The organism is Streptomyces sp. JLSY215 (genome assembly GCF_059682825.1).
The window spans coordinates 204089-230498 of record NZ_CM185022.1; the positions used below are offsets into that span (position 1 = coordinate 204089).

At 69.3% G+C, this 26410-nt stretch carries 22 protein-coding genes and 5 pseudogenes; 12 read left to right on the forward strand and 15 right to left on the reverse strand.

Annotation, left to right across the window (positions count from 1 at the left end; genetic code table 11):
• Positions 1–2763, forward strand: coding sequence for a bifunctional YncE/alkaline phosphatase family protein (locus tag AC5677_RS01045; protein WP_497193073.1), 2763 nt, complete (start codon positions 1–3; stop codon positions 2761–2763).
• A gap of 171 nt (positions 2764–2934) precedes the next feature.
• Here the strand turns inward: AC5677_RS01045 and AC5677_RS01050 are convergent, their stop codons facing one another.
• Both AC5677_RS01050 and AC5677_RS01055 read right to left on the reverse strand, forming a co-directional pair.
• The gene (locus tag AC5677_RS01050; RefSeq protein WP_497193074.1) at positions 2935–3384 is read right to left on the reverse strand and encodes a DUF4267 domain-containing protein; all 450 of its coding nucleotides are present in this window, start codon (positions 3382–3384) and stop codon (positions 2935–2937) included.
• 66 nt (positions 3385–3450) lie between these two features.
• Entirely contained in the window at positions 3451–4092 is a 642-nt protein-coding gene (locus AC5677_RS01055) for a hemerythrin domain-containing protein (protein WP_497193075.1), read from the reverse strand.
• A gap of 110 nt (positions 4093–4202) precedes the next feature.
• Here AC5677_RS01055 and AC5677_RS01060 point away from each other — a divergent pair, with 110 nt between their 5' ends.
• Positions 4203–7475 (forward strand): ATP-binding protein, encoded by a 3273-nt coding sequence (locus tag AC5677_RS01060; RefSeq protein WP_497193076.1) that lies wholly within the window; start codon positions 4203–4205, stop codon positions 7473–7475.
• A gap of 238 nt (positions 7476–7713) precedes the next feature.
• On the opposite strand, the gene AC5677_RS01065 is transcribed toward AC5677_RS01060, so the two are convergent.
• Positions 7714–8646 (reverse strand): NAD-dependent epimerase/dehydratase family protein, encoded by a 933-nt coding sequence (locus tag AC5677_RS01065; RefSeq protein ID WP_497193077.1) that lies wholly within the window; start codon positions 8644–8646, stop codon positions 7714–7716.
• 151 nt (positions 8647–8797) lie between these two features.
• Between AC5677_RS01065 and AC5677_RS01070 the strand changes: the two genes are divergently transcribed.
• Entirely contained in the window at positions 8798–9799 is a 1002-nt protein-coding gene (locus AC5677_RS01070; RefSeq protein WP_497193078.1) for a GlxA family transcriptional regulator, read from the forward strand.
• Positions 9800–10175: 376 nt separating this feature from the next.
• Here AC5677_RS01070 and infA read toward each other — a convergent pair whose 3' ends face one another.
• Both infA and AC5677_RS01080 read right to left on the reverse strand, forming a co-directional pair.
• Positions 10176–10400: a translation initiation factor IF-1 gene (infA, locus tag AC5677_RS01075; protein ID WP_467930881.1), complete on the reverse strand. Its 225-nt coding sequence runs from the start codon at positions 10398–10400 to the stop codon at positions 10176–10178.
• Between the two features lie 249 nt (positions 10401–10649).
• A pseudogene (locus AC5677_RS01080) lies at positions 10650–11446 on the reverse strand (GNAT family N-acetyltransferase).
• Positions 11447–11942: 496 nt separating this feature from the next.
• Between AC5677_RS01080 and AC5677_RS01085 the strand changes: the two are divergent.
• On the forward strand, positions 11943–12560 hold the full coding sequence (locus tag AC5677_RS01085; protein ID WP_497193079.1) for a TOPRIM nucleotidyl transferase/hydrolase domain-containing protein: 618 nt from the start codon (positions 11943–11945) through the stop codon (positions 12558–12560).
• A 356-nt stretch (positions 12561–12916) separates the two neighbouring features.
• Here AC5677_RS01085 and AC5677_RS01090 read toward each other — a convergent pair whose 3' ends face one another.
• Positions 12917–13645, reverse strand: coding sequence for a hypothetical protein (locus AC5677_RS01090; protein ID WP_497193080.1), 729 nt, complete (start codon positions 13643–13645; stop codon positions 12917–12919).
• Positions 13646–13845: 200 nt separating this feature from the next.
• On the opposite strand from AC5677_RS01090, the pseudogene AC5677_RS01095 reads away from it, so the two are divergent.
• Positions 13846–14001: pseudogene (locus AC5677_RS01095) on the forward strand (MmyB family transcriptional regulator); the annotation flags it as partial.
• A 216-nt stretch (positions 14002–14217) separates the two neighbouring features.
• On the opposite strand, the gene AC5677_RS01100 reads toward AC5677_RS01095, so the two are convergent.
• Positions 14218–15039 carry a MerR family transcriptional regulator gene (locus AC5677_RS01100; protein WP_497193081.1) on the reverse strand — a complete coding sequence of 274 codons (822 nt, stop codon included), beginning with the start codon at positions 15037–15039 and terminating at the stop codon, positions 14218–14220.
• Between the two features lie 142 nt (positions 15040–15181).
• Here AC5677_RS01100 and AC5677_RS01105 point away from each other — a divergent pair, with 142 nt between their 5' ends.
• A complete protein-coding gene (locus AC5677_RS01105; RefSeq protein ID WP_497193082.1) occupies positions 15182–16378 on the forward strand; it encodes a hypothetical protein in 1197 nt (398 codons plus the stop codon).
• Between the two features lie 96 nt (positions 16379–16474).
• Here the strand turns inward: AC5677_RS01105 and AC5677_RS01110 are convergent.
• Positions 16475–16588, reverse strand: a pseudogene (locus AC5677_RS01110) (IS630 family transposase); the annotation flags it as partial.
• A 117-nt stretch (positions 16589–16705) separates the two neighbouring features.
• On the opposite strand from AC5677_RS01110, the pseudogene AC5677_RS01115 reads away from it, so the two are divergent.
• Positions 16706–16964: pseudogene (locus tag AC5677_RS01115) on the forward strand (hypothetical protein); the annotation flags it as partial.
• Here the strand turns inward: AC5677_RS01115 and AC5677_RS01120 are convergent.
• The 3 genes from AC5677_RS01120 to AC5677_RS01130 all read right to left on the reverse strand — a co-directional run bounded on the left by AC5677_RS01120 (position 16949) and on the right by AC5677_RS01130 (position 18443).
• Positions 16949–17251: a hypothetical protein gene (locus AC5677_RS01120; RefSeq protein WP_497193083.1), complete on the reverse strand. Its 303-nt coding sequence runs from the start codon at positions 17249–17251 to the stop codon at positions 16949–16951. The pseudogene AC5677_RS01115 and the gene AC5677_RS01120 sit on opposite strands and share 16 nt — an antisense overlap.
• A gap of 69 nt (positions 17252–17320) precedes the next feature.
• Complete coding sequence (locus AC5677_RS01125) at positions 17321–17548, reverse strand: hypothetical protein (RefSeq protein ID WP_497193084.1); 228 nt, start codon at positions 17546–17548, stop codon at positions 17321–17323.
• 94 nt (positions 17549–17642) lie between these two features.
• Complete coding sequence (locus AC5677_RS01130) at positions 17643–18443, reverse strand: alpha/beta fold hydrolase (protein ID WP_497193085.1); 801 nt, start codon at positions 18441–18443, stop codon at positions 17643–17645.
• A gap of 101 nt (positions 18444–18544) precedes the next feature.
• Here AC5677_RS01130 and AC5677_RS01135 point away from each other — a divergent pair, with 101 nt between their 5' ends.
• Positions 18545–19075 carry a PadR family transcriptional regulator gene (locus tag AC5677_RS01135; protein WP_497193086.1) on the forward strand — a complete coding sequence of 177 codons (531 nt, stop codon included), beginning with the start codon at positions 18545–18547 and terminating at the stop codon, positions 19073–19075.
• A 34-nt stretch (positions 19076–19109) separates the two neighbouring features.
• Here AC5677_RS01135 and AC5677_RS01140 read toward each other — a convergent pair.
• Positions 19110–19220 (reverse strand): annotated as a pseudogene (locus tag AC5677_RS01140) (LexA family protein); the annotation flags it as partial.
• Positions 19221–19504: 284 nt separating this feature from the next.
• On the opposite strand from AC5677_RS01140, the gene AC5677_RS01145 reads away from it, so the two are divergent.
• Both AC5677_RS01145 and AC5677_RS01150 read left to right on the forward strand, forming a co-directional pair.
• Positions 19505–19903 carry a hypothetical protein gene (locus AC5677_RS01145; RefSeq protein ID WP_497193087.1) on the forward strand — a complete coding sequence of 133 codons (399 nt, stop codon included), beginning with the start codon at positions 19505–19507 and terminating at the stop codon, positions 19901–19903.
• Between the two features lie 362 nt (positions 19904–20265).
• On the forward strand, positions 20266–20754 hold the full coding sequence (locus AC5677_RS01150; protein ID WP_497193088.1) for a hypothetical protein: 489 nt from the start codon (positions 20266–20268) through the stop codon (positions 20752–20754).
• A 184-nt stretch (positions 20755–20938) separates the two neighbouring features.
• Here AC5677_RS01150 and AC5677_RS01155 read toward each other — a convergent pair whose 3' ends face one another.
• Entirely contained in the window at positions 20939–21373 is a 435-nt protein-coding gene (locus AC5677_RS01155) for a VOC family protein (protein ID WP_497193089.1), read from the reverse strand.
• 796 nt (positions 21374–22169) lie between these two features.
• On the opposite strand from AC5677_RS01155, the gene AC5677_RS01160 reads away from it, so the two are divergent.
• The gene (locus tag AC5677_RS01160; protein WP_497193090.1) at positions 22170–22409 is read left to right on the forward strand and encodes a hypothetical protein; all 240 of its coding nucleotides are present in this window, start codon (positions 22170–22172) and stop codon (positions 22407–22409) included.
• A gap of 238 nt (positions 22410–22647) precedes the next feature.
• Here AC5677_RS01160 and AC5677_RS01165 read toward each other — a convergent pair whose 3' ends face one another.
• On the reverse strand, positions 22648–23709 hold the full coding sequence (locus AC5677_RS01165) for a hypothetical protein (protein ID WP_497193091.1): 1062 nt from the start codon (positions 23707–23709) through the stop codon (positions 22648–22650).
• Between the two features lie 260 nt (positions 23710–23969).
• Entirely contained in the window at positions 23970–24914 is a 945-nt protein-coding gene (locus AC5677_RS01170; RefSeq protein ID WP_497193092.1) for a GNAT family N-acetyltransferase, read from the reverse strand.
• Between the two features lie 439 nt (positions 24915–25353).
• On the opposite strand from AC5677_RS01170, the gene AC5677_RS01175 reads away from it, so the two are divergent.
• Positions 25354–26352 (forward strand): alpha/beta fold hydrolase, encoded by a 999-nt coding sequence (locus tag AC5677_RS01175; RefSeq protein ID WP_497193093.1) that lies wholly within the window; start codon positions 25354–25356, stop codon positions 26350–26352.
• Positions 26353–26410 lie beyond the last annotated feature (58 nt).

Consider the following 26410-nt stretch of genomic DNA (forward strand, 5'->3'; position numbering starts at 1 on the left):
ATGCAGGTCATACGCCGCCGTCGGCATGGCGAGAACGACCGTGCCGGCTTCCTCGACAGACGCTTCGGGTGCTTCGGCCGCCGCAGTGCCCTGGCAACGGCCACCGCGGTCGTTCTCGCCGCCACCGCCGGCATCGGTTATGCCCAGACGCACCAGTTCGGCACCGACCAGGTCGGCCAGAAGACGGCTGACGGCCAGGTCATCTCCAGCGACCAGTACATCGCCCCGTACGGCGACCGTCTCGTCATCGACAACGGCAAGATCATGTCGTCCTCGGTCAGCCCGGACGGCACCCACATCGCGGCCTCGCTGACCGACGGCGGAGCGGCGCTGGCCATCGTCGACCGCAAGAGCTGGAAGGTGCAGCAGCTCGTCAGCGCCTCGTCATCGTCGATCCCGCGCATCAGCAGCAACTCCGTGGGCCAGGAAGGCCCCACGTACTCCCCCGACGGCAAGCAGCTGTGGCTGGGCCAGACCGACGGCTACACCAAGTTCACCGTGAGCCCGGACGGCAGCGTCACCGACCCGACGTTCATCAAGATCCCGGCGGACGGACCCAAGCACGCGCTGGTGGGTGAGCCGGTGTTCTCGTCCGACGGCTCCACCGTGTACGCCGCGGTCAACGGCCAGAACAAGGTGGTTGCCCTCGATGCGGCGACCGGGGCCGTCAAGCAGAGCTGGGACGTGGGCAACGCCCCGCGTGACATGGTCAAGGTCGGCGACAAGCTCTACGTCAGCAACGAGGGCGGCCGTCCGGCCAGGCCCGGCGACACCACGATCAACTCCTACAACACCCAGGTGCCTGCCGACCCGAAGACCGGCGCCACCACCACCGGGACGGTCAGCGTCATCGACCTGGCGAAGCCGGATGCCGCCGTCGGGAGCATCGAGGTCGGTCTGCACCCGACCGCCCTGTACGCCAAGGGCGGGGCGCTGTTCGTCACCAACACCGCCAGCAACGACGTATCGGTCATCAGCACCGCCGGCGACAAGGTCGTGCAGACCATCGCCACCCGTCCGTGGCCGGAGGCGTCGGTGGGTTACGAGCCCAACGCGGTGACGCTCACCGACGACGGTCATCTGCTGGTGACGCTCGGCCGCGCCAACGCGGTCGCCGTGTACAAGTACAAGAGCCCGCAGGAGCCGGTCAGCTACGTCGGCCTGCTCCCCACGGACTACTTCCCCGCGGAGATCGCCACCGTCGGCAACCAGGTGCTGGTCTCCAACACCCGTGGTATCGACGCCCGCCGCCCCAACCCCAGCGGCGCGCACGGCACCCACGACACCACCTCCAGCCTGCTGCGGTTCACCCTGCCGGACGACAGCGTCATCAGGTCCAAGACGGCCATGGTCTTCAAGCAGAACGGCTGGATGGGCCACTCGGTCAAGAAGACCGACGGCAAGAGCGACACAAGGCCGACAGCGGTCCCGCAGCGGCTCGGCGACCCTTCGACGATCAAGCACGTCTTCCTGATCGTCAAGGAGAACCGGACCTACGACCAGGTCTTCGGCGACATGCCGCAGGGCAACGGCGACGCGACGCTGACACAGTTCGGCGAGAACGTGACGCCGAACCAGCATGCGATGGCCAGGCAGTTCGGGCTGTACGACAACACCTACGACATCGGCACGAACTCCGCCGAGGGCCACAACTGGCTGATGCAGAGCGACAATCCGGAGTACACCGAGTCCTCGGCCGGTGAGTACCAGCGCAGCTACGACACCGAGAACGACGCTCTCGGCCACCAGAAGTCCGGTTTTCTGTGGACCGGTGCGCAGGCTGCGGGCAAGTCCGTCAAGGACTTCGGCGAGTTCCAGTCGATGGAGAGCAAACCGTCCGGAGCGTCCTGGCAGAACCTGTACTGCGACGCCAAGACCATGGACACAACCGGGCAGCCCACGGCCTACCCCATCAAGACCGGGTCGGCGATCCCCTCGCTCAACGACGTGTCGGTGCCCGGCTTCCCGATGTTCGACCTCGACGTCCCGGACATCTACAAGTACGAGATCTGGAAGCAGGACTTCGAGAAGAACGGGCCGGCGAACCTGAACATGTTCTGGTTCTCCAACGACCACACCGGTGGTCCGGCGAGCCCGTCCGCCCAGGTCGCGGACAACGACCTCGCGGTCGGCAAGATGGTCGACAAGATCTCGCACAGCAAGTACTGGAAAAACTCGGCCGTCTTCGTCGTCGAGGACGACTCCCAGGCCGGCCTCGACCACATCGACGGGCACCGGGCCCCGATCCAGATCATCAGCCCCTGGGCACAGCACGGCAGGACCGACAGCCACTACTACACCCAGATCACGATGATCCGGACCATCGAGCAGATCCTCGGGATCCACCCGATGAACCAGAAGGACAGCGCGGCCAGCCCCATGAGCCGCGCCTTCACCCGCACCCCGGACCCCACCCCGTTCAAGGCGCAGCCCAACCGCGTCCCACTCACCGACGGTCTGAAGACCCAGCCGCCCTGCGGCCCGGACACCCCGGCACCGCAGAGCCCCAAGGCAGCGGCCGTCCCGCTCGCGAAGGTACCGGCGGACAAGCAGGACCTGGCGGCAACCTGGGACAAGTGGAAGTCCAAGCAGCGGCTGACCGGCCCCCACGCAGTCCCCGACTACGCCAACCCCGCCCAGATGAACCACCTCACCTGGTACGAGACGCACAACTGGAACAAGCCGTACCCGGGCGAGAAGAAGATCTTCGCGCCGCGGGATGTGCCGGGGGCGTACCTTCCTTCCTCGGAGAACGACGGCTGATGTCTGCTGGAGGCTGAGGGGCGGCTGGCTGCACCGCGGCCCGGAGCACAGCGCTCCGGGCCGTCGGGCCGCCTTCTTCTGGCGGGCGGGGCGGTAGGGACGGTGCCGCCTGGATCACTGCGGGCGCCCCGCCACCGCGGTGCCGGTGTCGTCCTTCGCCGGCGGCACGGATCACCTGCTGGCGGCCTTCGCGCTCACCTCGGCGCTCCCCCTGGCGGCGACCGGGGCGGCCGCGACCTTGCGGGTCTCGCGCATCATCAGCAGGCCGTTGACCACCATCAGCGTCGCGGTCAGGCCGTGGACGCCGAGCGCGGTGGCCACGGAGCCGTGGTGGACCAGCACGGTGGTCATGTCGCCGTACGCGGCGAGGGCCTCCACCAGCAGCACCCAGCCCAGCGCCCGGCGGTGGCCCGTCACCAGCAGGATGCCCAGGACCAGGGCCAGGACGACATCGCGGATTCCCTTGACGATCAGGAAGCCGCCGCCGTCGCCGGACGGCCAGTTCGGCAGGCCGAAGCCCGGCGCCGTCGTCTCCGGGCTCACGATGAACTCCGTCCCGAACCACAGAATGAAGAGGATGAAGGCGGCGGCCAGGACGGTGTTGAACTTCTTCAGCGACATTGTTCTTCTCCTTGCGTTGTGAGTCTTCGTGAGCTCGGTGAGCCCGGTGAGTCGTATGGGGCCTGGTCAGGCCGCGCGGACGCGGCGGATGTGGCGGGCGTAGCGGGGGCGGCCGATGACGTGCCAGATGCCGCGTACCGGTGCGGGGAGGACGGCGAGGAGCGTGGCGCGCTCGGCCGGGTTCGCGTCCTCCAGGACGAGGCCGAAGAGCGTGAGCAGGGTGAGCTTGGGCGTGTTGGCCACCAAGTGGTCGCCCAAGGAGGCCCATTCCTCTTCGGTGATGTGCTCGGCCGCGAGCGGGAGAAGAGTGGCCTCCTCGTCGTCGAGGTGTGCGAGCAGGACCGCCCGGTGATCGGCGAGGACCGCCACGAGGGTGTCGCGCTCGTCGGCTCCGGCGGTGGCCTCCCACGCCGGGACCGCGGCGTCCAGCCTGGTCATCGTGGCCGCGACGCGCTCGTGCTGGGCCTCCATGCGCAGGACGGTGTCCGCCTCCAGATCGACCCGGGACAGGAGCGGCGGCCACAGCAGCTCGTCCTCGCCCTCGTGGTGGTTCTTCAGCCCCGTCCGGTAGTCGCGGAAGTGGTCGGCGATCACCTTGGCGCGTGCGGTGTCGCCCGGGGCGACCGCCGCGACGAGTTCCATCAGCAGCCGAGACTCACGGCGGAAGGCGCGGTGGACGATCTCCATGTCCTGGGTGTTGACGCTCATCTGTTCCTGCCCTTCGGTTCGATGTGCTCAAGACTGCTGCCGGGGGTTTGGAAGGCACTTGGAGCCGACTTGGAACGCGTGCGGCGGCCGCGCGTACGATGTGTCATGTCATGGTCCTGATCCGGGTGTTGGGCTCGTTCGCGGCCGAGGTCGGCGGCGAGCCCGTTTCCCTCGGTGGACCGCGGCAGCGCGGCGTGCTGGCCCTGCTGGTGGCGGCGCGCGGGCAGGTCGTGCCGGTCGACCGGATGGTCGAGGACCTGTGGCGCGGCGAACCGCCGTCGCGCGCCCTGGCGTCGTTGCAGGCGTACGTGTCGAACCTGCGCCGCCTGCTGGAACCCGGCCGCCCGCCGCGGACCCCGGCCCGCCTGCTGGTGAGCGCGTCGCCCGGCTACGCCCTGCGGCTGCCGCCGGGGGCGGTGGACGCATGGCGCTTCGAGGAGCTTCTCGACGAGGCCCGTACGCGCGCCGATCCCCGTGCCGCCCGCGCCCGACTGGACGAGGCGCTGGCACTGTGGTGCGGACCCGCGTTCGCCGAGGTCGCCGACGAGCCGTGGGCCGCCGCCGAGACCGCCCGGCTGAACGAGCTGCGCCTGGTCGCCCGCGAACTGCGCATCGCGGCGGGACTGCGGCTCGGCGACGGCGCGGCGGTGGTACCCGAGGCGGAGGGCCTCACCCGCGACGATCCGCTGCGCGAGGAGGGCTGGCGCATGCACGCCCTCGCGCTGTGGAGCAGCGGCCGCCAGGCCGACGCCCTGGCCGCGCTCCGCCGCGCCCGCGCCACCTTCGCCGACGAGCTGGGGCTCGACCCCGGCCCGGACCTGGTGGCCCTGGAAGAGGCGATCCTCACCCAGCGCACGGACGTCCTCCGCGCGGCCGTCCCCCCGCCCCCCGCAAAGACGCCCCGGCCCCAGGCAACCGCACCGCCGCCTCCGCACAACGGTCCCGGCGCGGCACCGTTCGTGGGGCGGGAGGGCGAGCTTGCGGCACTGGTGGCGGCCGCCGGGGAGGCCGCCGCCGATGGGGCGCGCGTCGCGCTCGTCACCGGGGAGGCGGGGCTCGGCAAGTCGACGCTGCTGGAGCACCTCGGCGCGCGACTGCGACGGGACGGGTGGCTCGTGGCCGCCGGGCGCTGTCCCGAGGTGGACGGCGCGCCGCCCGCGTGGGCATGGGTCGAGGCGCTGCGGAAGGTGGCCGTGAGCGTTCCTCCGGGGGAGTTCGCGGACGACCTGGCGCCGCTGCTCTCCGACTCCGCGCCGGTGGGCGGTGACGCGGCGGCCGGGCGGTTCCGGCTGCGGCAGGCCGTGTGGAACTGGCTCGCGGCGGCCGCCGCCGACCGGCCGGTCGCCGTCGTCCTGGACGACCTCCACTGGGCGGACGCCGCCACGCTGGAACTGCTCGGCGGCGGAGTCGGCACGCGGGCCCCGGTCTTGGTCATCGCGGCGTACCGCGCCGACGAGAGCCAGCGCCTCACCGAAACGCTCGCGTCCCTGGCCCGCACCGCGCCCCTCCGGCTGGACCTGCCCGGACTGAAAGACGACGCCGTCGCGGAGCTCGTACGCGCCGAGTGCGAGGCCGACGACGCGACCGTGGCCGGGATCGCCGAGCGGACCGGCGGCAACCCGTTCTATGTGCGGGAGAGCGCGCGGCTGCTGACCGGCGAGGGCGCGCTGGTCGCGCTCTCCGAGGTCCCCGAGGGCGTACGGGACGTGCTGCGCCGCCGGCTGGCAAGGCTCCCCGAGAGCGGCGTGTCCGTCCTGCGGCTGGCGGCGGTGGCCGGCCGGGAAAGTTCGGTGGACGTGCTCGCACGGGCCGCCGACTCCGACGAGGACGGCGTGCTGGACGCACTGGACGCCGGCATCATTGCCGGGTTGCTCGACGAGCCCGGACCCGGCCGCGTCCGGTTCGTTCACGCGCTGGTCAGGGACACGCTGGTCGCCGACGTCACCCGGTTGCGGGCCACCAGGATGCACGCCCGGATCGCCGCCGCCCTGGAGGGCACCGGCGACGTCGCGGCGCTGGCCCATCACTACGCGCGAGCGGGATCACCGAAGGCCGTCGGCTACTGCGTACGGGCCGCCGAGCTGGCCGAGGCGCGCTACGCCCACGACGTGGCGGCCGCGCTCCTCACCGACGCCGTCACCAACTCCAGCGAACCGGACGAGCGGGTCGCCCTGCTCGGCAGGCTGCTGCGCGCGCAGATCAGGGCCGGGGCCGTCGTCGCGGCCAGGGACACGCGCGAGCGTGCCGTGGAGTACGCCGAGTCGATCGGCCGCGACGACCTGGTGATCGCCGCGTTCACCGCCTGGACCGAGCCCACCCCCTGGCAGGCCCGCACGTACGGCACGGTCGACCGTCCCATCGTCGACCGCCTCAGCCGCCTGCTCAAGCGCACCGGCCTCGCCCCCGACGTGCGGTCCCGCCTCCTCACCGCATACGCCAACGAGCTGGTGGGCGAGGACGATCCGACGGTCATGGCCGCGGCGCGGGAAGCACTCGACCTCGCCACCGATCCCCGCCTCCGGGCCGCGGCGCTCCTGGTCCTCGCCGGCGATCCCGGGCGGGAGGAGTACTCCCGCGAGCTGGTGGAGATCGGCGTCGAGCACGACCTGCCCGTCTATCGCGTGACCGGGCTGTTCAACCAGGCCGCGAACGCCGTCGCGGCCAACGACCCGGCGACCATGCGCCGTGTGACCGGGGAGGCGCTCGACCTCGCCCGCGCCTACCGGATGCCGGAGGCGATCGGCGCCGCCGAGATCGCGCTGGCGGCCCTGGTGCTCGTCGAGGGCCGGTTCGCCGACGCCGGGCGCCGCTACGCCGAGGCCACCGCACACATGGAACGCGCCGGATCGGTGCACGCGGGCTTCCTCCCCCTCGCGCTGGCGACGATCTGGCTGAACGCCGGCACGCTCGGCGACCACCTGGACGACGTCCGCGCGCTCCACGAGGCGCTCGGCCCGATGGTCACCGACCTGCTCGCGCTCGCCCTCCACGCCGCCGGCCGCAGCGACGAGGCACGCCGGGCCCGCACGTCACCGAGTCCGATCCGGCCCGACTTCTTCTTCACCTTCCTCACGAGCCTGCGCGCGATGGCGATCGTCGCGCTGAACGACCGCGACGCTGCCGAGGAGATCTACGCGGATCTGCTCCCCCATCGCGACGGTCCCCCGGCCGGCGTGGAGAGCCTGTCGCTGGCCCTGCGTCCGGTCGCCCACACGCTCGGCGAACTCGCCCTCCTCCTCGGCCGGGACGACGAGGCCGCCGCCCACTTCGCCCGGGCCGCCGCCATCGCCGACCGGTGGAACGCCGCCCACTGGTCCGCCGACGCGCGAACACACGCCGGTCTTGCTCTCAGCGTCCATGTTCCGCCCTCCGAGGAACGCTGAGAGCAAGAACTGCGAGCAAGATCGGCGTCGGGGGGGCTCATCCCGACGTATCCGGCTCCTTCGCATGCACCTGCGTCAGCGCCCGCTCGGCATCGCGGGCGACGTCGTACTCGGCCGCGACACTCCTGGTTGTGCGGTGTGGGAGGGCCGGTTGTGCGATGCGGGAGGCTCGGTGCCCATTGCCCCGCTCCGGAACAGGCCCGCGGGCCTGCGAGTCGGCCGCGCGGCGGTGGACTGGTCAGGGCGAGTCCTGGCCGGTCAGGCCGCGCGCCGTGGCGAGCAGGACGGAGTCGAGGTCCGAGGGCGTGACGCCGAGGGCCCGTTCGGTCTCGCTGGAGTCGAGGAGATGCGGGTGCTCGGTGGCGTAGAGCATCTCGATGAGTTCGCCGAAGAGGGGGGTGTTTGCGGCGAGTGCGGTGAGGGCGTCGCGGTCCAGGCGCTCCAGGCGGGGCTCGGGCGAGGCGGTCAGCTTCGCGAACCGTTCGGTCAGTTCCTGCACCGTGATGTTGGCGAGGGCCGGTGCATGCCAGGCGCGGCCCCAGGAGCGGTCGTTGGAGGCGGCGGCCACCAGGGTCTCGGCCACGTCGCCGACGGCCGAGAAGCACTGCGTCACATCGAGACGGCCGGGGTAGGTGGCGAGCTCGCCCGTGAGGACCTGGGAAGCGATGCCCAGGGTGAAGGTGCCCACTGAACCCGCGCCGAGGAACGAGGCGGCGCGCACCTCGGTGACCCTCGCCCGGCCCGCTTCATGGGAGGCCAGGGCGTCGAGCCACATCTGCGCGCGCACCCGGCCCTTGGCCGATACCGGGGCCATCGGCAGATTCTCCGTGATCGGTCCGTCCACATGGCCGTATCCGTAGAGGTTGCCGAGCATCACGTATCCGGCGCCGGTGCGCTCCGCGGCCTTCAGCAGCGAGGCGGCCAACGGAGGCGCGTCGGTGACCCACCGGTCATAGGCGGGCATGGCGCAGTTGATCAGGACCTCGGCCCCGGCGACGAGCTCGGTGAGGCGGGCTGCGTCGCTTGCGTCGGCAGCGACGCGTTCGACCAGCGCGTGCCGGACTCCGGCGCCGCTGCGGGTGATCTGGCGGACCGTCACGCCCCGCTCGGCGAGAAGGGCTGCGGTGGCACGTCCGGTGGCGGCGGAGCCTACGACAACGTATCGGGACATGAGGTTCTCCATCGGTGAGGGAAGCGGTGCGGAGGGGAATGACGGACCCCGCGCGGGAGTTGACGCCGCCGGTGGCCGTGCAGCACCAGCCTCCGCCGGCAGCGGCGGGGCGGCCACCCCCGAAAGCGACGACCAACCGGAGGATCTGGCCATGCACCGCATCGCCGTCCTGGCCGTACCGCCGGCCACCACCTTCGACCTCGCCATTCCCGAACTCGTCTTCGGCGCGGCGCAGGTGAAGGGCGAAGCGGCCTACGAGGTGCGCATCGGCACGCCCGAGCCCGGTCTGGTGGAGGCCTACGGTGCCCTCCAGGTCGCGGTCCCCCACGGGCTCGAGGTGGTGGACGGCGCCGATACGGTGATCGTCACCGGCACCGGTGCCCGGCAGGAGGCCGATCCGCGTGTGCTCGCTGCCCTGCGTCGCGCCGCGGCGGCGGGCAGCCGCATCGCCTCGATCTGCACCGGCGCGTTCGTGCTGGCCCAGGCCGGGCTGCTGGACGGCCACCGCGCCACCACCTACTGGCCGTTCTCGGCGGAACTCGCCGAGCGTTTCCCCCGGGTGGATGTCGTGGGGGATGTGCTGTTCGTCGACGACGGCCCCGTGCTCACCTCGGCCGGGCTGACCGCGGGCATGGACCTGTGCCTGCACCTGGTGCGCACCGATCACGGCGCGGCGGTGGCGAACGCGGTGGCCCGGCTCGCGCTGGTCTCCCCGTCCCGCTTCGGTGGCCAGGCCCAGGTGGTGGCCCCGCCGGTCGCCGCCGCCGACGCGTATTCGATGGCAAGGACCCGGGCGTGGGCACTGGAGCGGCTTGCGGAGCCGCTCTCCCTGGGCGACCTGGCCGCCCATGCACACACCAGCGTGCGCACCCTCACCCGCCGCTTCCAGGCCGAGACGGGGCGCACTCCGCTGCAATGGCTGTTGGAGGAACGGGTGCATCGTGCCCGTGAGCTCTTGGAATGCACCGATCTGCCGGTTGAGCGCGTGGCCGAGCTCAGCGGCATCGGCAGCGCGGATTCGCTTCGCCTTCATCTGATGCGCCGGGTCCGGCTCACTCCCACCGCCTACCGCCGGCACTTCGGGCGTCGTGGGGAAGGGCGCAAGGGCGGCGAGGAGCTCAAGCCCGACGGCGCTGTCGCCGGACGCGGGTGAACACTGCGGCCCTGGGGCGGCCTTGAGACAGAGCCGGCCACGGACCGCGGCCGGTGACATGGACGGGCAGGATGACGCCGGTCCGTTCGCCGTGCCGGGCGATCGCCGTGGCGCACCGGTGGAGGTCGGTCAGGGCGCTGCGGCCAAGGTTGTAGCGGGCGCGCCCGGTGGCCAGGAGCCTCCCGAAGGTGGCCTCGGCATTGACGCCGGCCCGGCACATGAGCCGGCTGTCGATGCCGACGGCCACGATGGCGCGCCGCGGCCTCCGATGGCCGTGCGGGCGGTCTCGACGGCGGGCTGGAGACCCCGCCTTACCGGGCCCGGCCATCCCGCGCGGGACTCGCCCCTGCGGGTGACCCGGCGCCGGCTCCTTGCGCTATGACCTGTACCGGTACCGGATCCGGCCGCGGGTGAGGTCGTAGGGGCTGAGTTCCACGAGCACCCGGTCGTACGGGAGGATCTTGATGTAGTTCTTCCGGATCTTCCCGCTGATGTGGGCGAGCACCGTGTGCCCGTTCTCCAGTTCCACCTTGAAGGTGGCGTTGCGCAGACACTCGACGACGGTGCCTTCGACTTCTACGCCGCCTGCTGTTTTTGTCATGGTTTCTCGTTTCTTTCGTTCTGTGACGGTCTGTTCGGTATCGGTAGGAAGGGAATGGCAATGCAGTGGGCAGTTGGGCGCGGTACCTTCTGCCGACGGCCGTACGCGGCCAACTCGTGGACGGCGGCGGGCGGTTGCCCGCTTGTCGGGGCGGCGCCACCGCGTCTGTTCCCGGCTCGGATCGGTCGCCCGGATCGGTCGCTCGACCCGGTCGCCCGGCCCGGTCGCTCGGTGCCGTGTGGCGGAGCGTCAGCGGCGGACGAGCTCCAGGGTGGCGGCGGTGCGCCGGCACCGATGCTCTCGAACAGGGCGGTAGCCGCCGCGTTGGACTCGTCCACCTCGGCCCATGCCGAAGCAGTCCCGGAGCGGTGCAGGGAACCCAGTGCGTGGGCCAGCAGCGCACGGGCGATGCCGCGGCGGTGCCTGTCGGAGCGGACGGCGATCAGCCCGATCCGTGGCTGCCGGGTCAGCAGCGTCACCCGGATCAGCCCCACGTACTGGTCCAAGTGCCGCGCCACCGTGTACTTCGACGGGTCGAGCACGGTGATTCCCGCCGGTCGGAGCAGCACCTCGGCCGGCATCGTCTGCCATCCGACGGCGGCCTCGACCTCGTCGCGGATGATGCGGTCCAGGGTGCGCAGCGGGCCGTCCTCCGCCTGGCCGGAGGGCACGATCGTCACGCCCGATGGGGGCCGCTCCGAGCCGAGCCCGGTGATCTGCGGGTCGGTGGGCACGAGGTAGCCCCGCTCGCGGCGTGCGGCGGTGAAGCCGGCCCGCTCCCAGCTGGACCCGGAGTCGGGGTCGGCCTCGTCGACGACGGTGTACAGCGGGGTCGGCAGGTCTTTGAGCATCGTCTCGGCGATGCGGTCGAAGACCGCGCCGTGCCACGCGTCGATGCTGATGAAGAGCCGCCCGTCGGGCCGGCGCGAAGCGTCGCCGCGACCGACCGTCCGGTCGTCCTCCACGGCCTGCCACTGTGTGTCCGAAACCCGCGTGATCACGGTCGCGTTGCGGCCCGTGCTCGAAGTGGAACGCGCAGAATTCATAGGTGTTGCCTCTCAGGAGTGCCTTGTCCGAGGCGCTCCCGGCGACAGCTACATCAATCGCCCACCGTGACGAAAAGGGGGAGCACCCATAGGGATACAGCCTTCATGGGTCTCACCTCCTCGCGTCTTTCACGGCTGCCCAGACCGTACCAGCGGCGGTCTGCCCACCCAACCGATTTAAAACCGGCCCAGCATCACCGATCGCGTCGAGCACCCGACGACGGCCACCGTTCGTCAACGATCGGGGCGACCCTGCCCAGGCCGCGGCGACCCACCGCTGGCCGACGCAATACTGCACACCGCCTGGTGACACGTCCCGCCGAACACCTCCCACGCGACCGGACCACATCCACGACCTCGCTCGACGACTGGTGGCAGGCCCTGGACCGCTCCAGCCGTACGGGTCCGGGGCGGCCGGGCCCTGAGGGCCGTCGCAGCTCGCGGGGCCGTCGAATAATCCGGTGCCGTGATGCCGGTGGACGTGCAGACTCGCCCCATGGCGGACATGAGGGCGTTCCGGGATGCGGTCACCAGCTGGGCGACGGGTGGCCCCGACAGGCCGGCGCGCGATCTGGCGGAAAGCCTGGGAGTGCGGACCGCCGTGCTCGTGGAAGGGCTGAGCGATCTCGCGGCCGTCGAGGCGCTGGCCGTCCAGCGTGGCCGGGACCTGGCTGCCGAGGGAGTGTGTGTCGTACCGATGGGCGGGGCGATGAGTGTCGGCCGCTATGCCGGCCTCCTCGGGCCGCCCGGCCTCGGTCTGCGCCTGGCAGGGCTCTGCGACGACAACGAGCGGGGCTTTTACGAACGCGGCCTGACACGGGCACAGGCATCCCTGCAGGACATCTATGTATGCGCTGCGGATCTGGAGGACGAGCTCATCCGCGCGCTCGGAACGGCAGGAGTCGAGGAGATCCTCCGCGCCGAGAGCGACTTCCGCGCCTGGCAGACCTTCCAGCGCCAGCCCGCGCGGCACGACCGGCCCCGGCATCAGCAGATGCGGCGCTTCCTCGGCACGAAGAAGGGCCGCAAGATCCGCTACGGCCGTCTCCTTGTCGAGGCCCTCGCACCGGACCGGACACCGCCCCCGCTCGACTGCCTCTTCGCGAGACTGTGAGGCCGTGGATGGATCGGCCCCTCGTCCGTACCGATGCGCCTGCGCGTCAGTGCACTGGCGGCACGGGCCGAGCAGTTGCGACGCGGAGAGTTCCGAAGCGGTGCTGGTGAGCGTCGCGTCGATCGCGGGGCCGCGATAACCCTCATGACCAGACGCCTCACCAGAGGCAGGAAGAGCATCGCCCGCCCTACACCCCACCCCGACTCACACAAGCCGCCTAACCGATTCGGAAGCCTCTGACCGTGTTCCTCGCCGAACCGCCCAAGGTGCAGCGATAGGTGCTTGCGCTTGCCGGGATGTGACGTGACGGCCCGCCTGACGGATGGACGGCGCGGTGGCGGGAGAGCGTTGCCTGATCATCGTCTTCTTGCCCATTGCGGACAGAACTCCACATGCAATTGCTCCCAGTCGCGGAAGTTGGGCGTTGTGTCCCAGTCGTAGATGGGTCGGCAAACGTGGTAGTTGCAGGCTCCAGGAATGTAAAGGCCGGTCGCGGCTTCGGGCGGCCCGTCTTTCGTGACGGCGAATATCTCCTTCGCTCCTTTCCGGAAGGCCCCGGTTCCGCCGGTCAGTAGCAGCGTCTCGGCGTGGACGTCCTTGCGAAGGAGGAACTCGTTCGCCTCCTTCCGGTTGTCGGCAATGATGCAGTCAGCCTCGAGGTCGGGAAGGTCTCGCTCCGGCACACTGGCGGTGCGGAGCTCGCGGGCGGCGTTCCCCGCGTTGAGATGCTCCCGGATCCGCTTCCAGCGGGAAGGACGCAGCTGCACTGTGCGGGGGGCCAGCACAAGGTCGAGTGGCTGCTCGTCTTCCCAGCCGACACCAGGTACCGCCGGAGTGGTACGCATCGGCAGGTAGACCAACGATCGCGGCGATCGCGCTGCGAGCAGCCACAGAGTGCCGATGTGCCTGCCGTCCGTTCGGTCCACATACATTTCGTAATGGCCACGGGTCTTGTAGAGCGCCCCGTTCTTCAATGGTCTGGCAGGCCGGATCACGCGGTACTCCGTACCTGCCAGCCGCACCTTCTGCACAACAACCTTTACCCGCAGGCTGTCCCGGGTCAGGGGCGCCCTTGACGCGGCCATGTTGTTATCTCCCTGTCTGCCAACCCAATCGGCTATACCGGTATGCCGGTGAGCTCGTTGCCGCTCAGTCACCGGCTCAGGTACAGGATGTCGAGGTCGGTGTTCCCGCTGCTGAAGGGCCTCTTACGACGGCTGCGAAGGCCTGAGAAGACAGATCGGACGAGCAGCCCCAACAAACCGACTCTAGATCGGCTCGCTCACCAGAAGCCACCCAGGCTCAGAAACAGGCACTCAAGGACAAGACCCACGGGCGCTACGTCTACCGGCGCCCCGTGGTGGGCGAGTTGGCCCTCTCCTTCGAGACCCTGCGCCTGCCGGATGATCCGGACCAGGCCGTGATCGCCCACACCGTTTAGGAAGGCTCGCCTTCGCACACCGCACTGCGGCTGCCGGCCGCCTGGGCCGGGGAAAGCACACCGGTCGGCTGAACGGCGCTGCCTTCACGCCCCGCCGCCTGGCCGCAGTCCTGACGTGCCTGTAAGAAGCTCTCGTGACTGAGGTCGGGCAGTGGGAGGCGCCGGCGGCCTCCCACTGCCCGAACGCGATCACCGGTCGGGCTGGAGCGCGATTGATCAGTCCCGGGTCACCGGTGCCTGCAGTTCCGTCACCCAGTCGTCACGGTTTTCGGGGCACTCCAGGTTGATCTCGCGGGGGTATCCGGTCGACCGGTAGCCGTTGGCGTCGATCCAGCGGGCCAGGGTCTGGGCAGTGGGGACCACGGTGTCCATCGAACCGCGGTGCACGATGGTCGCGGCCTGGTCGAGGGACGGCAGGTCGAGGACGCGGAAGGCGCCCTCCTGGAGAGGGGCGGAGACCTGGACGGCGGCGTGGACGCTGATCCTGCCGCCGCCCTCCGGGGCGTCCTCGTAGTACGCGACGCCGGGGCCCGTGGGGGTGATACCCGCGGAGCTCAGGCGCCGGAACAGCTCGTCGTAGAGCGGCCGGATGACCGGGCCGATGTCCTCGGGCTCAAAACTCGCGGCGGTTGCGGTCAGCTCCGCCACCCGGACGGAAGGGACGCTCTTGATGACAACGTCGTTCGTGGGCATGTGCCCCTCACTCTCGATCGCTCGGAGCCTCGCCTCGACCTGGACCAGCCGTGCTCCCGCGGCAGCCACTGCGGTCTCCAGCTCGGCCCGCCGCAGCCGCAGCATGCCGCGCAGTTCCTCGATGCCGACCTTCTCGTCCACGATGTCCTGGACCTGCTGGAGAGTGAATCCGAGGTCCTTGAGCGCGATGATCCGGTTGAGGCGGGCGAGCTGGGTAGCGGTGTAGTAACGATAGCCGCTGGCGGGGTCGACGTGAGCCGGGCGCAGCAGGCCGGTCGCGTCGTAGTGACGCAGCATCCGGACCGAGACGCGGCCGTGCCGGGCGAAGTCTCCGATGGTGAACATGATGTCTCCGAGCTGACCGCCTGACACGGTGTGAGGGTCAAGAAGCTACTCGGCGGCCGGGGGACAGCGAAAACTCAAGGCTTCATCGGCCAGCTGCCTGGAAGCCCACAAGCGAGCGGTCCGCGGATCTCTTCGAGGAGACGTGAAAATCCCGCCCATCGCCCGTACGTTTGGTCGCGTACTTTCAAGTAGGCCGATGGAGGATCTTCCGGTGGACCTGACCACGGCGTACACCGACGCCTGGTACCCGCAGCCTGACCCGGTGGAGCGCGTGGGCGACCGTCGGCCGACGAACGAGCAGTGGGTGCTGGTCGCGGCGGTGTGGCTGCTGGCGATGTGGTCGCCGCAACAGGCGCCCGGCTGGGCGTTCACCCTCGCGGCCGGAAGGACCGAACCGCGCGAGGATCAGCAGTGGCCGGAGCCACCGGCGCTGCCGGAGATCGCGGACGCCGGCGACCTCCCAGTGGTCACCAGTGCGACGGTGCTGACCGGTCGGGTGTCAACCGGCCCCGGTCGGCCGTACGAGCCGACCCGCACCGATGAGGAGGTGGCGGCCGAACTCGCGACGTTGATTTCGGACGTGGTGGCGGTGCGCGACCAGCGCGTGGCAGCGCTGGTGCGGTTCCTCGCCGACCACCTGGCCGGCCCGTATTCCGACGTGCTCCGGCTGAGCACGGGTGCCGAGAGCCTGAACGGGCCGAGCCTGCCGGAACCGCTGCACCTGCTGCACCGCGACACCTGGGGCAGCACGCTGCGTGTCTCCCTGCATCCGACGCCAGAGGTCCAGCAGCCACCGGTCTTCGCCTCCGACGGACCGGATGGCCCGCTGCGTACCCGCCTCGCCTGCATCATGACGTTGCTGAGCGACCTGCTATGGGTGAACAACAACAACCCGGTCGACTTCCGCTTTCGGATCGGCCGACTCGATCAGCTCGATCAGCTCGATCAAGGTGACGGCGACCGCATAGCCGAAGCAGCCCGCTGGTGGGCCGGCAACCGTGAGGACGCGGACGAGCACGACGAGGAGGAGTTCTACACCGTCTCGGCCACCGATCTCCGCGCCGGCCTCCGCAACGAGGTGCGGCTGCATCTGAACGAACTGTACGACGGGGAGTGCGACATCGACGAGGCCCCGGACTTGCCGGTCGACCACCTCGTGACATTCCTCAGCAACGACCTGATCGACCTCATCCTGGCCCGCATGGGTGACAACGCGCGGATCGCGTACGCGGGCTTCCTGCCGGTGACCTGGCCACCCGACGGCGAGGACGAACACACCACCGTGTTGCTGGTCGCCGGTCACGAGGTCGCCGTCCTGGAAGTCGACCTCACCTGCTGAGGCCCCTCCCCACCCGATCGTCGGCGGACAGCCCACTGCGGTCTTCTCCGTGGCGGATCACTTTCGGGTTCCCTTACTGCCTTCGGTGTCTCGCGGTCAGTCGGGTCTATCGAGGGTGCGGCCGGTCCCGGTGAGGAAACCGCGGAGGACGCCCAGCCGATATTGCAGCGCTCTGAGTCGCCGACGCAGCAGTGTCTCCAATGCGGTAAGGATGCAGGCCTCAATGCGGTGTGGGCCTCCACCTGGTTGGTCGCGGCATTCCGGTCAGGCAGGTGATCCGTCGGCGCGCATCACTGGCACGGGCGCCGTCGGCCCCATCTGCTCGCGCTGGTCGCCGTGACCGGGCAGGGCCGGGGTCGGTGGGGCGCGGCATCTGCAGGTGCTGCCGGACGCGGGGCTGGTGGAGCGGCGGCGGGTCGGCCGGTCGCTGCTGTACGTGCGGACGGCGGCCGGGGAGGTGCGCGTGGAGGCGTCCGGTCAGGTACCGGTGACCGGGAGCCGGAAACGGGGATCCACGAGCTGGAGCCCGGCCCACCGGCCGGGCCCCAGCGGGCGGTCAGCAGCGGGCGGTCAGCTCAGCACGTAGGAGAGCGTGTAGTAGGCGTCGTCCTCGGTGAACTTCATCTCGCCGCGGCCGAGAAGGGGGATCTGCTCGCCAAGGAGATCGTCGTCACCGATGTCGTCGCTCTCGTACATGCGGACGGTTGCGACGTCGCCCTTGAACGGGAAGGACTGGTAGATGGAGCGCTTGTCGCCCTCGCTCATGCGGGTCGAGTAGACCGTGTGGCCGTTGAGCGTGATGTAGATGTCGTCCGCGCCGTTCCAGTCCTCCTGCTTGACGCATTCGAGCTCGCCGAATTGCACGGTGCCCATAGGTATTCCCCCTCATGGTCGATGTGGTGCGACTGCAAGGCGATCCTGCCCGCCTGAGCTCAACGCCCCCTAAACGCCGCTCTCGTCGTTGAGAGACACCTGCATGTAGTGCTGGTCAGCACGTTCCACATCGAGCCGCCGCACGACAACGAACCGGCGCGAAAGACTCATGCCGACCAGAAGGTCGTGTAGCTGTTCCTCGGACGGGTCGTCCCAGGTCACCCCGTTCGCTCTGCTCGCCCCGTTCACCTCGATCGCCTCGATCGCCTCGATCGCCGGAAGCACTGGCACTGCCATGCAGTGACTCCACCGACCGATCGCGCTCTCGACGTGTAAGGCGTTTAAGGCGTGTATCGAAAGTTGATCTCGGCAGTCGAGGAGGAGGCGTTACTTACACCGCCTCTGGGGCCGCGCCGTCGAGGAATTCCCTTACCGTCGCGCCCAGTTCCGCCTGGTGGGTGATGTAGAAGTCGTGATGCCCGTCGATCGTCACGACTTCTGTGCCAGGCCGGAGACGGACCATCTCCTCTGCGTGCCCAGGCGGGACGACCGCGCTGCGTCCGCCCCGCACCACCATCAGCGGCTGCTTGGCGGCGGTGAAGTCGTCCCACCAGTCGCCTCGTACGGCGACCTTGGCGGCGTGGACCTCCTCCGCCCGCCACAGGAACCGCCAGCCCTCCGGTTCCTCCACCGCGCTCTCGGTGAAGTGCCGGGGCTCGTCCACAAACGCGAGCGCGTCCAGCATCGCCCGCATGCTCGGGAAGTGCGTCGGCAGCGCGCGCAGTTCATCGTCGCCCATCGGCGCCCGGTACGCCGCCGGAAAGTCCACCACGACCGTGGCCGAGACCAGCTCCGGTCGCTTCGCGGCCAGTTGGTACCCGGTCAGGCCGCCCAAGGAGTGTCCGACGATCGCGACGGGGCCGAGTCCGAGATGTTCGACGAGCGCCGCCGCGTCGGCGATGTAGCTCTCTCGCCCGTAGTCGTCGGGGTGATCGGAAAGGCCGTGCCCGCGCTGGTCGAGCGCGATGAGCCGGTATTCGGGTCCGAGGTGGTCGGCGAGCCCGAGCATCGATCGGCCGCGTCCATAGGCGCCGTGCAGTGCGAGGACGGGGCGGCCGGTGCCCCCCAGGTCGAGGTAGGCGAGCCGTATGCCGTCCGGGGTACGGAGGTACTGCGTGGTTGCCATCGTCATGACTTTGACTCTAACAGAGATACCTCTATTAGAGTCATAACCTCCGATGCGGCTACTCTGGACAGCCACGACGACCGCGAAGTACGCACCTCGGAGGCCCGGTGCTCACCCTCTGCATCCTCGGATTCCTCAACGAGGAGCCCCTGCACGCGTACGACCTGCGTGCCCGCATCTCCGGCCTCAGCGGTCATGTGCGCCCCGTGAGCGACGGTGCTCTCTACCCCGCCATCAAGCGACTGGAAGCCGCCGGGCACCTCACCCGCCACACCGAGCCCGGCGAACGCGCCACACCCCGCCAGGTCCTCACCCTCACCGAATCCGGCCGCGCCGAACTCATGCGCCGCCTACGCGAGCCCGCCGACCTCGAGATCACCGACCGAAACTCCTTCTTCATCCTGCTCGCCTTCCTCGGCCAGCTGCCCGACCCCGCCGACCAGGCCCGCGTGCTCCGCCGCCGCCTCGCCTTCATGGACGAGCCCGGCAGCTACTTCTACGAGGACGGCCGCCCGCTGCGCGCCCGAGACATGACCGACCGCTTCCGCCACGGCATGCTCCAACTCGCCCACGCCACCAGCAAGGCCGACCGCGCCTGGCTGGAGCGCACCGCCGCGGAGCTGGAACGCGACGCCTGACGAGCCCGCGGCGTTCCAGAGCTTGCGGGTGGCAGGCGACCGTCGAGGCGGACAACGCGACCGCCTCGGCGATCTCCCGTATCGAGGGTGGGTAGCCGACCTTCGCCGCACCCTGCAGCGGCGGGGAGCCGCCGGCGCGCGTCATGCCGGTACAGAGAAACGGTGCCGCCGCGTGCGGTCAGGCACGTGGAGAAGGCATCCCCGAAGTGTGATGCGAAGCCAAAGGCCTCCCGCGAGGCACCGTGGTGCAGCAGACCCACCTCTGCGACCTTCCTGGCCTTCGCAGCCTTCGCGGTCTTCGTGCTGGTCTCGTGCCGATCCGTCGGAGCACGGGATCGGGCAGACGAAGGCTGCTCTTACGTCCCGCGAAGGCCCGTCCTGGGGATCGCGTTCGGGCCGTCGTTCGAGGTCCACGTTCAAGAGCACGCTGTGGTGACCATCATGCGGTGGGGGGATCGTCCGGTATGGGTCCGGTGCGTGGCGGCAGCGTACGTGATCGGGTTCCTTGAAGGGGCTGGATGGCATGCGTACTGCCTGGCAACCGGCTGGCTGCATGCCTACAGTTACGCGCCCGTGCCCACCCAACTGCTCTTCCATGCGCTCCTGCTGCTGGATCCTCTGGTCACCCTGTTGATCGTTCGAGCCCGTCCAGGCGGACCTCTGCTCGCTGTCGTGGTCATGCTCGCCGACCTGGTCGGCAACTGGGAGGTCGCATGGAGGGACGTCTTGGCGCACCCTGCTGCGTTTCTCCGGCCGGTCGGGCTCTTGCCGATCACCCTCTTCGGCATCTTCGTTCTGCTCACGGCCTTCCGCTGCACCGCGCCCTGACATCCGGCGGTGACGTCAATGCCCACAGCTCATCTCAGACCGCGAACACCGTCACGGACGGCACGTCAGCCTAGCCATACCACCCTTCCTGGGCGGCGAGATGCGCGGCGCTTCTGAGCTGACCCGGCCGGACGTTGAATCTCAAGCTAGGTCCTTGGCGGCCTCCCCGTTGGAGGCGCCGATGGCGAAACGTTCGGCGGCGCCTCCCGCCGGATCCGCTCGCGAAACGGCTGCCGCTCAAGCGTCAGCCCAGTTGGCCACTGAGCGTTGCAGTTGGCCAGATATGCGCGACGGGCAAGCATCTGGTTGAGCCGTGCAGAACCTGCTCACGCGGGTGGGAACCGTGAAGTTAGGCTTCGGCTATGCCGCCCCAGCACCAGTCCGCAGACTCCGCTGTCGAGCAGTTGTCGATCATCGACGGCCTGAGCACACGGCCGTTCCCCGCAGCAGAGGAAAGGCCCGGAACGGGCGCCCAGTGGAGCGGGCCCGGGTATCACCTGGCGGCGCTCCGAGAGAGCCGCGACTTCTGGGAGGACCGGAGCACCGAGATCGTCGAGACTGCCGAACAGGAGATGGAAGCCAACCTCACTGCTCTGACGGTCATCCTCACGGAACGCTGGGGTGCTCCGGAACCGGTGGATCTGTGGCCCTATCTCGGGTTCGACAGCACCGACCCTGACGTCAGTGCTCGCGAACCGCTCAGCTTCCTGAGCAGCGTCGCCGGCAACATGCAGGTGTGGCGGTTGCCGAACTCGGAACGATGGGTCGGCCTGGCTATCGGCCAAGCCGATCCGGAGTGGCCGTTCCAACTGCTGACGGCCGTTGGCGAAGCATCCTCGCTCACCCGCTAGCTCGTACGTGAGCTCGTACGCTCAACCGGCCGGCCAAAACGCTCAGTCACAGCTGGTCGAAGCGCGGAGGGCCACAACACCGGCCGTCACGTGCCCCGCTGCCGACTGCTTACCACCCGCTCACTACGCCCCATCTCCGCAGGCCACAGAGCGGGGTAAGCACTGAAGACGCGTTCACGGCTCCTCAGTCGAGACAGAACTCGTTGCCCTCGATGTCCTGCATCGGGATGCACGACTCATTGACGCCGTCGGCACGCAGTGTTTGCACGTGTACCGCGCCGAGCGCGACCAGTCGTGCGCACTCGGCCTCAAGTGCGGCGAGGCGCTCTTCACCCACGAGCCCGGTGCCGACCCGCACGTCAAGATGCACCCGATTCTTGACGACCTTGCCTTCGGGAACGCGCTGGAAGAACAGTCGCGGGCCCACCCCCGAGGGATCGATGCAGGCGAACGCCGAACCCTGACGCTCAGGCGGCAGCGAGCGATCGAAATCGTCCCAAGTGGCAAACCCCTCCGGCGGCGGCGGTACGACGTACCCCAACACCTCGCACCAGAAACGAGCGACGCGCTCGGGATCTGCGCAGTCGAAGGTGACTTGGAACTGCCTGATCGATGCCATCGGTCCTCCACAACGCGTGCTGTTCGTTGAGCCCGAATGTCATCGCCGTGTGGAGAGCAGACGCACCACCAGGGATGCATCGATGTCCACCTCGCCGTCGTGCAACTTGGTGATCTCGGGCGCGGCCGGCGAGCCTGCCACATGACCACCCGAGGCTCAACCAATTTTCCACCTGCTGACCGGGGTCGTGCCTCATATGCCTGAGAGCAGCCGTGCCGTCCGACGCGGACAGCTACTTGACGGCTGGAGATAGGCACGGACGCCCGCGCCGAACGTCCGTCTTTACCCGTGCCTTGCCGCCTCCCTTCTCTGCAATGAGGAGGCAGGGTGCGAGGAGTGTCGCCAAGCGTGCAGTCCCCAACCGGCGCCCGGCCCCGCCATGGCGGTGTGTGCTACTCCGCCCATCAGGGACACCGTAACGAGGCCCCAGAGACCCAGGGTGTAACAGACACATGGGCAGGGAGCTGGGGCGGCGGGCGGACCGGCTATGGGGGTGAAGCCCTACCTTCGCCGGGTGAGGGCCCGTCGTAGTCGTGGGGGCGGTCGTAGGTGACGGAGCTGCTGGCGACTTCGGCGGCACGGGCTCCCCCGCGCCAGCGGCGACGGCTCCGCCAGCGTGGCAGGGACCGCTGTAATCAGCCCTGCTACCCGCACGGGCGCGGGCTCGGCGGCTCTCCTTCCCCATCGCTGCCCCTGCCTCGGGCGCACCGGCCTCAGCGGCCGGGTGCTCAGCCGCCCCTCGCACGCCGATGTCAGATGCAGGCATGAGCGAACGAACGGCGCATACTTTCGCTTCATGGACTTCAACATCACCGCGGAGGAGGAAGCACTCGTCCTCCACGTGGCGGCCCTCCTCCGGACCGACCGCTCCCCCACGGATGACGACCTGGCGGACGATCTGGGCGACGAGGTGCGCCCCCTCCTCCAGTCCCTCCTCGACAAGGGCTGGCTCGTCATCGCGAAGGAACGTGAGCTGACCTTGTCGACGACTGCGCGGCATGCGGTGTCCAGCCGGAGGGACGTCGGAGGTCCGTGAGTGCGGGCGCGATCCGTCGGACCACCACCTCATGCCCGACCGCCAGGCATTCAGCCCAGGGTCAGCTTCCAGTACGCGGTGTCCCGATCCGCGCTGTCCGTCTGCTTCCATGGTGGTGATCGTAGGAAGCACGAGCCGAGCATGTCTGAGTGCCGGTACTCACAACGGTCCGAGTGTCAACTGATCTGCATCCATCAGGAGTTGCCCGTCGTGTCCAGGGGACGCTGAGATCTGTCCCCTACTGGATGTTCAGTAGGTGGGGGTGTGTCGGGTCGCTGGGACAGATGAAGATCCGCAGTGCGCCCCATCGACCAGGAGTCAATCCGGTTGGCGCGCAGGCGCCTACTTGGTTGGCCTCGGAGTCCTCGATGGGGCGCCAGCTCTTGGAGCCACCGTCCCATTCGCTGCTGTCGAAACTGAGCAGCGGGTCCATCGGCGCTCCACACCGACAGTTGACGGGCGTTGGATCGGTCAGGTGCCAGGATGCCCAGCCGCCGGCCTTGCAGCCAGGGGCGATGGACAGGTCGTCCTGGTAAGCGAAACCAGTCTCGTCCAGCCACCGCTCGTCCTGCGCGTCGAGGCGCTCGCGAAGCGCGTCGGGCAGCAGCCCCGCGTACTGATACTCGGTCACCTGCTCAGGGTGTAGCACGCACGGGGTGGGCAGGTAGAAGTTGCGGATGTCCCGGGGCTGCGGCGGCACGCTGCCGGGCGCGCGGGATACATCGGACGCACGCCGCCACACGAGGTGTACGGACGGGCCCACGTAAAAGCGGTGCTGGCCGGGCAGATCCTGGTGATCGGTGGGGCACCACAGCACCTGGAGGAGGTCGGTCCCTGAGGGAAAGACAACCGTGGGGATGTCACGGGCGTGCAGCTGGGCGATGGCCACCAGGGGGTTCGGCTCTTCATGCGCTTCGGACTCATACCAGTGGGTGGTGTAGTGGATGAGGTCGAAGGACGCGCCGCGGCGGCTGGATGCTTCGTCGAGCAGGGCGAACTCCTCCGGGCTGCGCCGGCCGCCACGCCGCGCCCCCTGCTGAGCCTCCCGCTTGGCCTGAGCCTGCTGCAACGCGGTGACGAGCTCGGGGGCTATCGGCTCACTGCGCTGCACCATACGGGGCAGGGAACACGTGGGCCACGGCTCACTGGCGGGCCAGAGCAGCGGACCGCCGATCGAGCTTTCGGCGGTGTCCGGAGCCCCGGGTCTCGGGTGCAGCCGCGTCGTCACTCTGCTGTGGGCTGCCAGTTCGGGCAGTACGGCGGTGATGTTGATGGGTCGTGGTGGTGTCGTACGGGGCAACGTGCTGCTCTCCTTGAGCTGTTGCGATGTGGAGCTGTCGGCTTCAGTCCGCTATCACGGCCTGTCGGACTCCTGTGCTCGCGCCGTCGGTGGCTGCCGCCGAGGCCGGTTTCGCGGACCGGGCTCATCTCACGCGCTGCCGCCGTCCGGGCGTGCGCTGCCGCCGTCCGAGCGTGCGCTGCCGCCCGAACACCTCGACATTCGCCGTCGTGAGGCGTGAGGCGTGAACGGAGCCAGAGCACAAACGCTGCGGAGACCACCTAGAGGGGTTGCCTTGTGAGGTCAGCGAGGCGGGCTTCGAGCGCTCCGACCTCGGACTCGACGCTTGTCACAACGTGGTCGGTCACGTATCCGAGCTGGGCGTTAACGCGGATCATGTGAAGGTTGTCGGACGTCGTCATCGTGTGCACCTGTTCCAGCCGAGGAAGGTCGGTGGTGAGCCAACACATCATCGCGGCCTTGATCGCCCGGCCGAGTCCGAACCCGCGGAATTCGGGCAGCACAGCTGTGTCCTCCTGGTAGCAGTGGCTCTCCTGTTGAGGGACGATGGCTATCTCGGTGAAACCCGCCACCTCACCGCTGCGTTCGTCCACGGCTACGACGTATCGATGTGATTCGCCGACCTCACGCATCCTGGCCTCGTATTGCCGTATCCGTTCCGTGGTCCAGTCAGGGTGCTGGTAGCTTGCCTCGCCGGTCGGTGAGTCGGCTATGGCGTTGCGTGCCCTGGCGAAACTCCGCACGAGTTCGTCCGGGGCGGTGTCCGCCCACTTCTGGATCCGGAATCCGGGCGCCGGCGGTGATTGCCATCGCGTCGGGTCCGTGTTCTTGATTTCCAGGTGGTGTGAGGCGCGCTGCGCGACCGTGCGGAAGCCGAGGGCGTGCGTCCACTTCTCGCCGGCCGCCCCTGCCTTTGCCTGACCGGCGATGATCCGGCAGCCGCGGGCCGGCAGCATCGTCCGGAGCAGCCGTGTCCCGACACCGCGCCTGCGGTCTCGGGCGGACACGCGCACGGAGATGATCGCCCGCGCGCTGTTCTCGTCCTGCGGGAAAGCGGCGCTCGCCGTGCCGATGAGCCGCCCGTTGTCGTGGGCGCCCCATAACCGTTGCACTCCGAGGTACGAGACGGGCTTGCGCAGCTGCTGCACGAAGGAGTCGTACGACGGCACCGGGCTGCTCGGGTAGTCGGCAGCGGTTGTCGTCACGGAAAGTTCGTACCAGGCACGGAACTCGTCCACCGAGGCTCGCTGCGGCGCGAACGACCCTGTTTCCACATTCACAACGACGTCCTTTCCTGGACCCCGCCGCGGGCGGAGGTCTTCTTTCGAGTGTTGCCAGAAGCTGAGCGGACCGATGTCCCGTCAACAACGTCTGTCAGCTGTGGATCCAGTGTGGCAACGCGACGGCCGCGATGCCGATCCGAGCGCGTGCGTAAGTGTGTGAGTGAGTGAGTGCGTGAGTGAGTGCGTGAGTGAACGCGCGAGTGCTGGACGCCCAGAGCGTCAAGGCCTCCGCGAAGACGACGGAAATCACCTGGCCGAGACCTGGACGTACGTACACACAAACAGGAGGGAACCTTCGCCGGATCGTGCGCCTCCTGGCGGGGTGAACGCGGCTTCTCGTCTCTGGCGAAGGGATCCCCTCATGATCAACAGCGACCGCCCCATGCCCCCGCTGGAAGGGACCGAGCACCGGTGGGTGACGGTCCGCGGCGCCCGGCTGCACATCGCCGAGTCCGGCAGTGGCGAGCCCGTCGTGCTGCTGCACGGTTTCCCGCAGCACTGGTACGCATGGCGTGCGCTCGTCCCGCTGCTCGCCGACGGCCACCGTCTGATCTGCGTCGATCTGCGCGGCTTCGGCTGGTCGGAGCAGACCGGGCGCGGTTACGACACGGACGGACTCGGCGACGACGTACTCGCGCTGCTGGACGCGCTCGGCCTCGACCGGGTGACCCTGGTCGGGCACAACTGGGGTGCCGGGGTGGGCTTCCGCCTTTGCCAGCGGGCCCCGGAGCGGTTCCGGGCCTTCCTGGCGCTGAACATGGCGCACCCGTGGACGCGCCACCGCGACGTCCTGCCGAATCTGTGGCGGATGTGGTTCACCGCCTTCATCGAGTACCCGGTACTCGGACGGCTCGTCCTGCGGCATTGGCCGGCGTTCACCCGGTATCTGCTGCGACGCGCGGTCGCCGACCCGGCGGCGTGGCGGGACGCGGATCTCGCGGAGTTCACCGAGGCGGCACAGGCCTCGGCGCATGCCGGGCAGGCGCGCGCGGCCCGTACGAGCGGCGCCGCCGCGTCCCAGGGCCGCACGTCGTCATCCATCGCCGCACACCGTATACGTGGCGCCGGGGATGGGGGGCGCAGGGCGGGTCTCGCCCTCGACCATTGCCCGGCGGTTACAGGACGAGGCACTCGCGGAATTTGCCGCGGAGGTGGGGTCGCCTGTCACCGGTGCGGAGGCCGAGGGTCGGGGCCGTCGCGGCGGTCCGGCCGGAGTCACCTCTTATTACTCCGGTTATTACTCCGGCTGACCAGCTATGACTTCGGCCGACCAGCGCGGGTACCCCCGCCTTTCCGGTCCCATGCCCGCCCGTACGGCGTGAACCTCTACGGGGAAGCCCGTCTGCCCCTGAGTACCTGAGCACCTGAGCACCCATCAGCGGGGTTGGCCCGGGTGCGGCAGGAAAGCGGTGACCGGC

What these genes read in the sequence shown, in the direction of transcription:
- AC5677_RS01045 (WP_497193073.1), top strand. Translation starts at nt 1, where the DNA reads ATGCAGGTCATACGCCGCCGTCGGCATGGCGAGAACGACCGTGCCGGC.
- AC5677_RS01050 (WP_497193074.1), bottom strand. Translation starts at nt 3,384, where the DNA reads ATGTCGCTGAAGAAGTTCAACACCGTCCTGGCCGCCGCCTTCATCCTC.
- AC5677_RS01055 (WP_497193075.1), bottom strand. Translation starts at nt 4,092, where the DNA reads ATGAGCGTCAACACCCAGGACATGGAGATCGTCCACCGCGCCTTCCGC.
- AC5677_RS01060 (WP_497193076.1), top strand. Translation starts at nt 4,203, where the DNA reads ATGGTCCTGATCCGGGTGTTGGGCTCGTTCGCGGCCGAGGTCGGCGGC.
- AC5677_RS01065 (WP_497193077.1), bottom strand. Translation starts at nt 8,646, where the DNA reads ATGTCCCGATACGTTGTCGTAGGCTCCGCCGCCACCGGACGTGCCACC.
- AC5677_RS01070 (WP_497193078.1), top strand. Translation starts at nt 8,798, where the DNA reads ATGCACCGCATCGCCGTCCTGGCCGTACCGCCGGCCACCACCTTCGAC.
- infA (WP_467930881.1), bottom strand. Translation starts at nt 10,400, where the DNA reads ATGACAAAAACAGCAGGCGGCGTAGAAGTCGAAGGCACCGTCGTCGAG.
- AC5677_RS01085 (WP_497193079.1), top strand. Translation starts at nt 11,943, where the DNA reads ATGGCGGACATGAGGGCGTTCCGGGATGCGGTCACCAGCTGGGCGACG.
- AC5677_RS01090 (WP_497193080.1), bottom strand. Translation starts at nt 13,645, where the DNA reads ATGGCCGCGTCAAGGGCGCCCCTGACCCGGGACAGCCTGCGGGTAAAG.
- AC5677_RS01100 (WP_497193081.1), bottom strand. Translation starts at nt 15,039, where the DNA reads ATGTTCACCATCGGAGACTTCGCCCGGCACGGCCGCGTCTCGGTCCGG.
- AC5677_RS01120 (WP_497193083.1), bottom strand. Translation starts at nt 17,251, where the DNA reads ATGGGCACCGTGCAATTCGGCGAGCTCGAATGCGTCAAGCAGGAGGAC.
- AC5677_RS01125 (WP_497193084.1), bottom strand. Translation starts at nt 17,548, where the DNA reads ATGGCAGTGCCAGTGCTTCCGGCGATCGAGGCGATCGAGGCGATCGAG.
- AC5677_RS01130 (WP_497193085.1), bottom strand. Translation starts at nt 18,443, where the DNA reads ATGACGATGGCAACCACGCAGTACCTCCGTACCCCGGACGGCATACGG.
- AC5677_RS01150 (WP_497193088.1), top strand. Translation starts at nt 20,266, where the DNA reads ATGCCGCCCCAGCACCAGTCCGCAGACTCCGCTGTCGAGCAGTTGTCG.
- AC5677_RS01155 (WP_497193089.1), bottom strand. Translation starts at nt 21,373, where the DNA reads ATGGCATCGATCAGGCAGTTCCAAGTCACCTTCGACTGCGCAGATCCC.
- AC5677_RS01160 (WP_497193090.1), top strand. Translation starts at nt 22,170, where the DNA reads ATGGACTTCAACATCACCGCGGAGGAGGAAGCACTCGTCCTCCACGTG.
- AC5677_RS01175 (WP_497193093.1), top strand. Translation starts at nt 25,354, where the DNA reads ATGATCAACAGCGACCGCCCCATGCCCCCGCTGGAAGGGACCGAGCAC.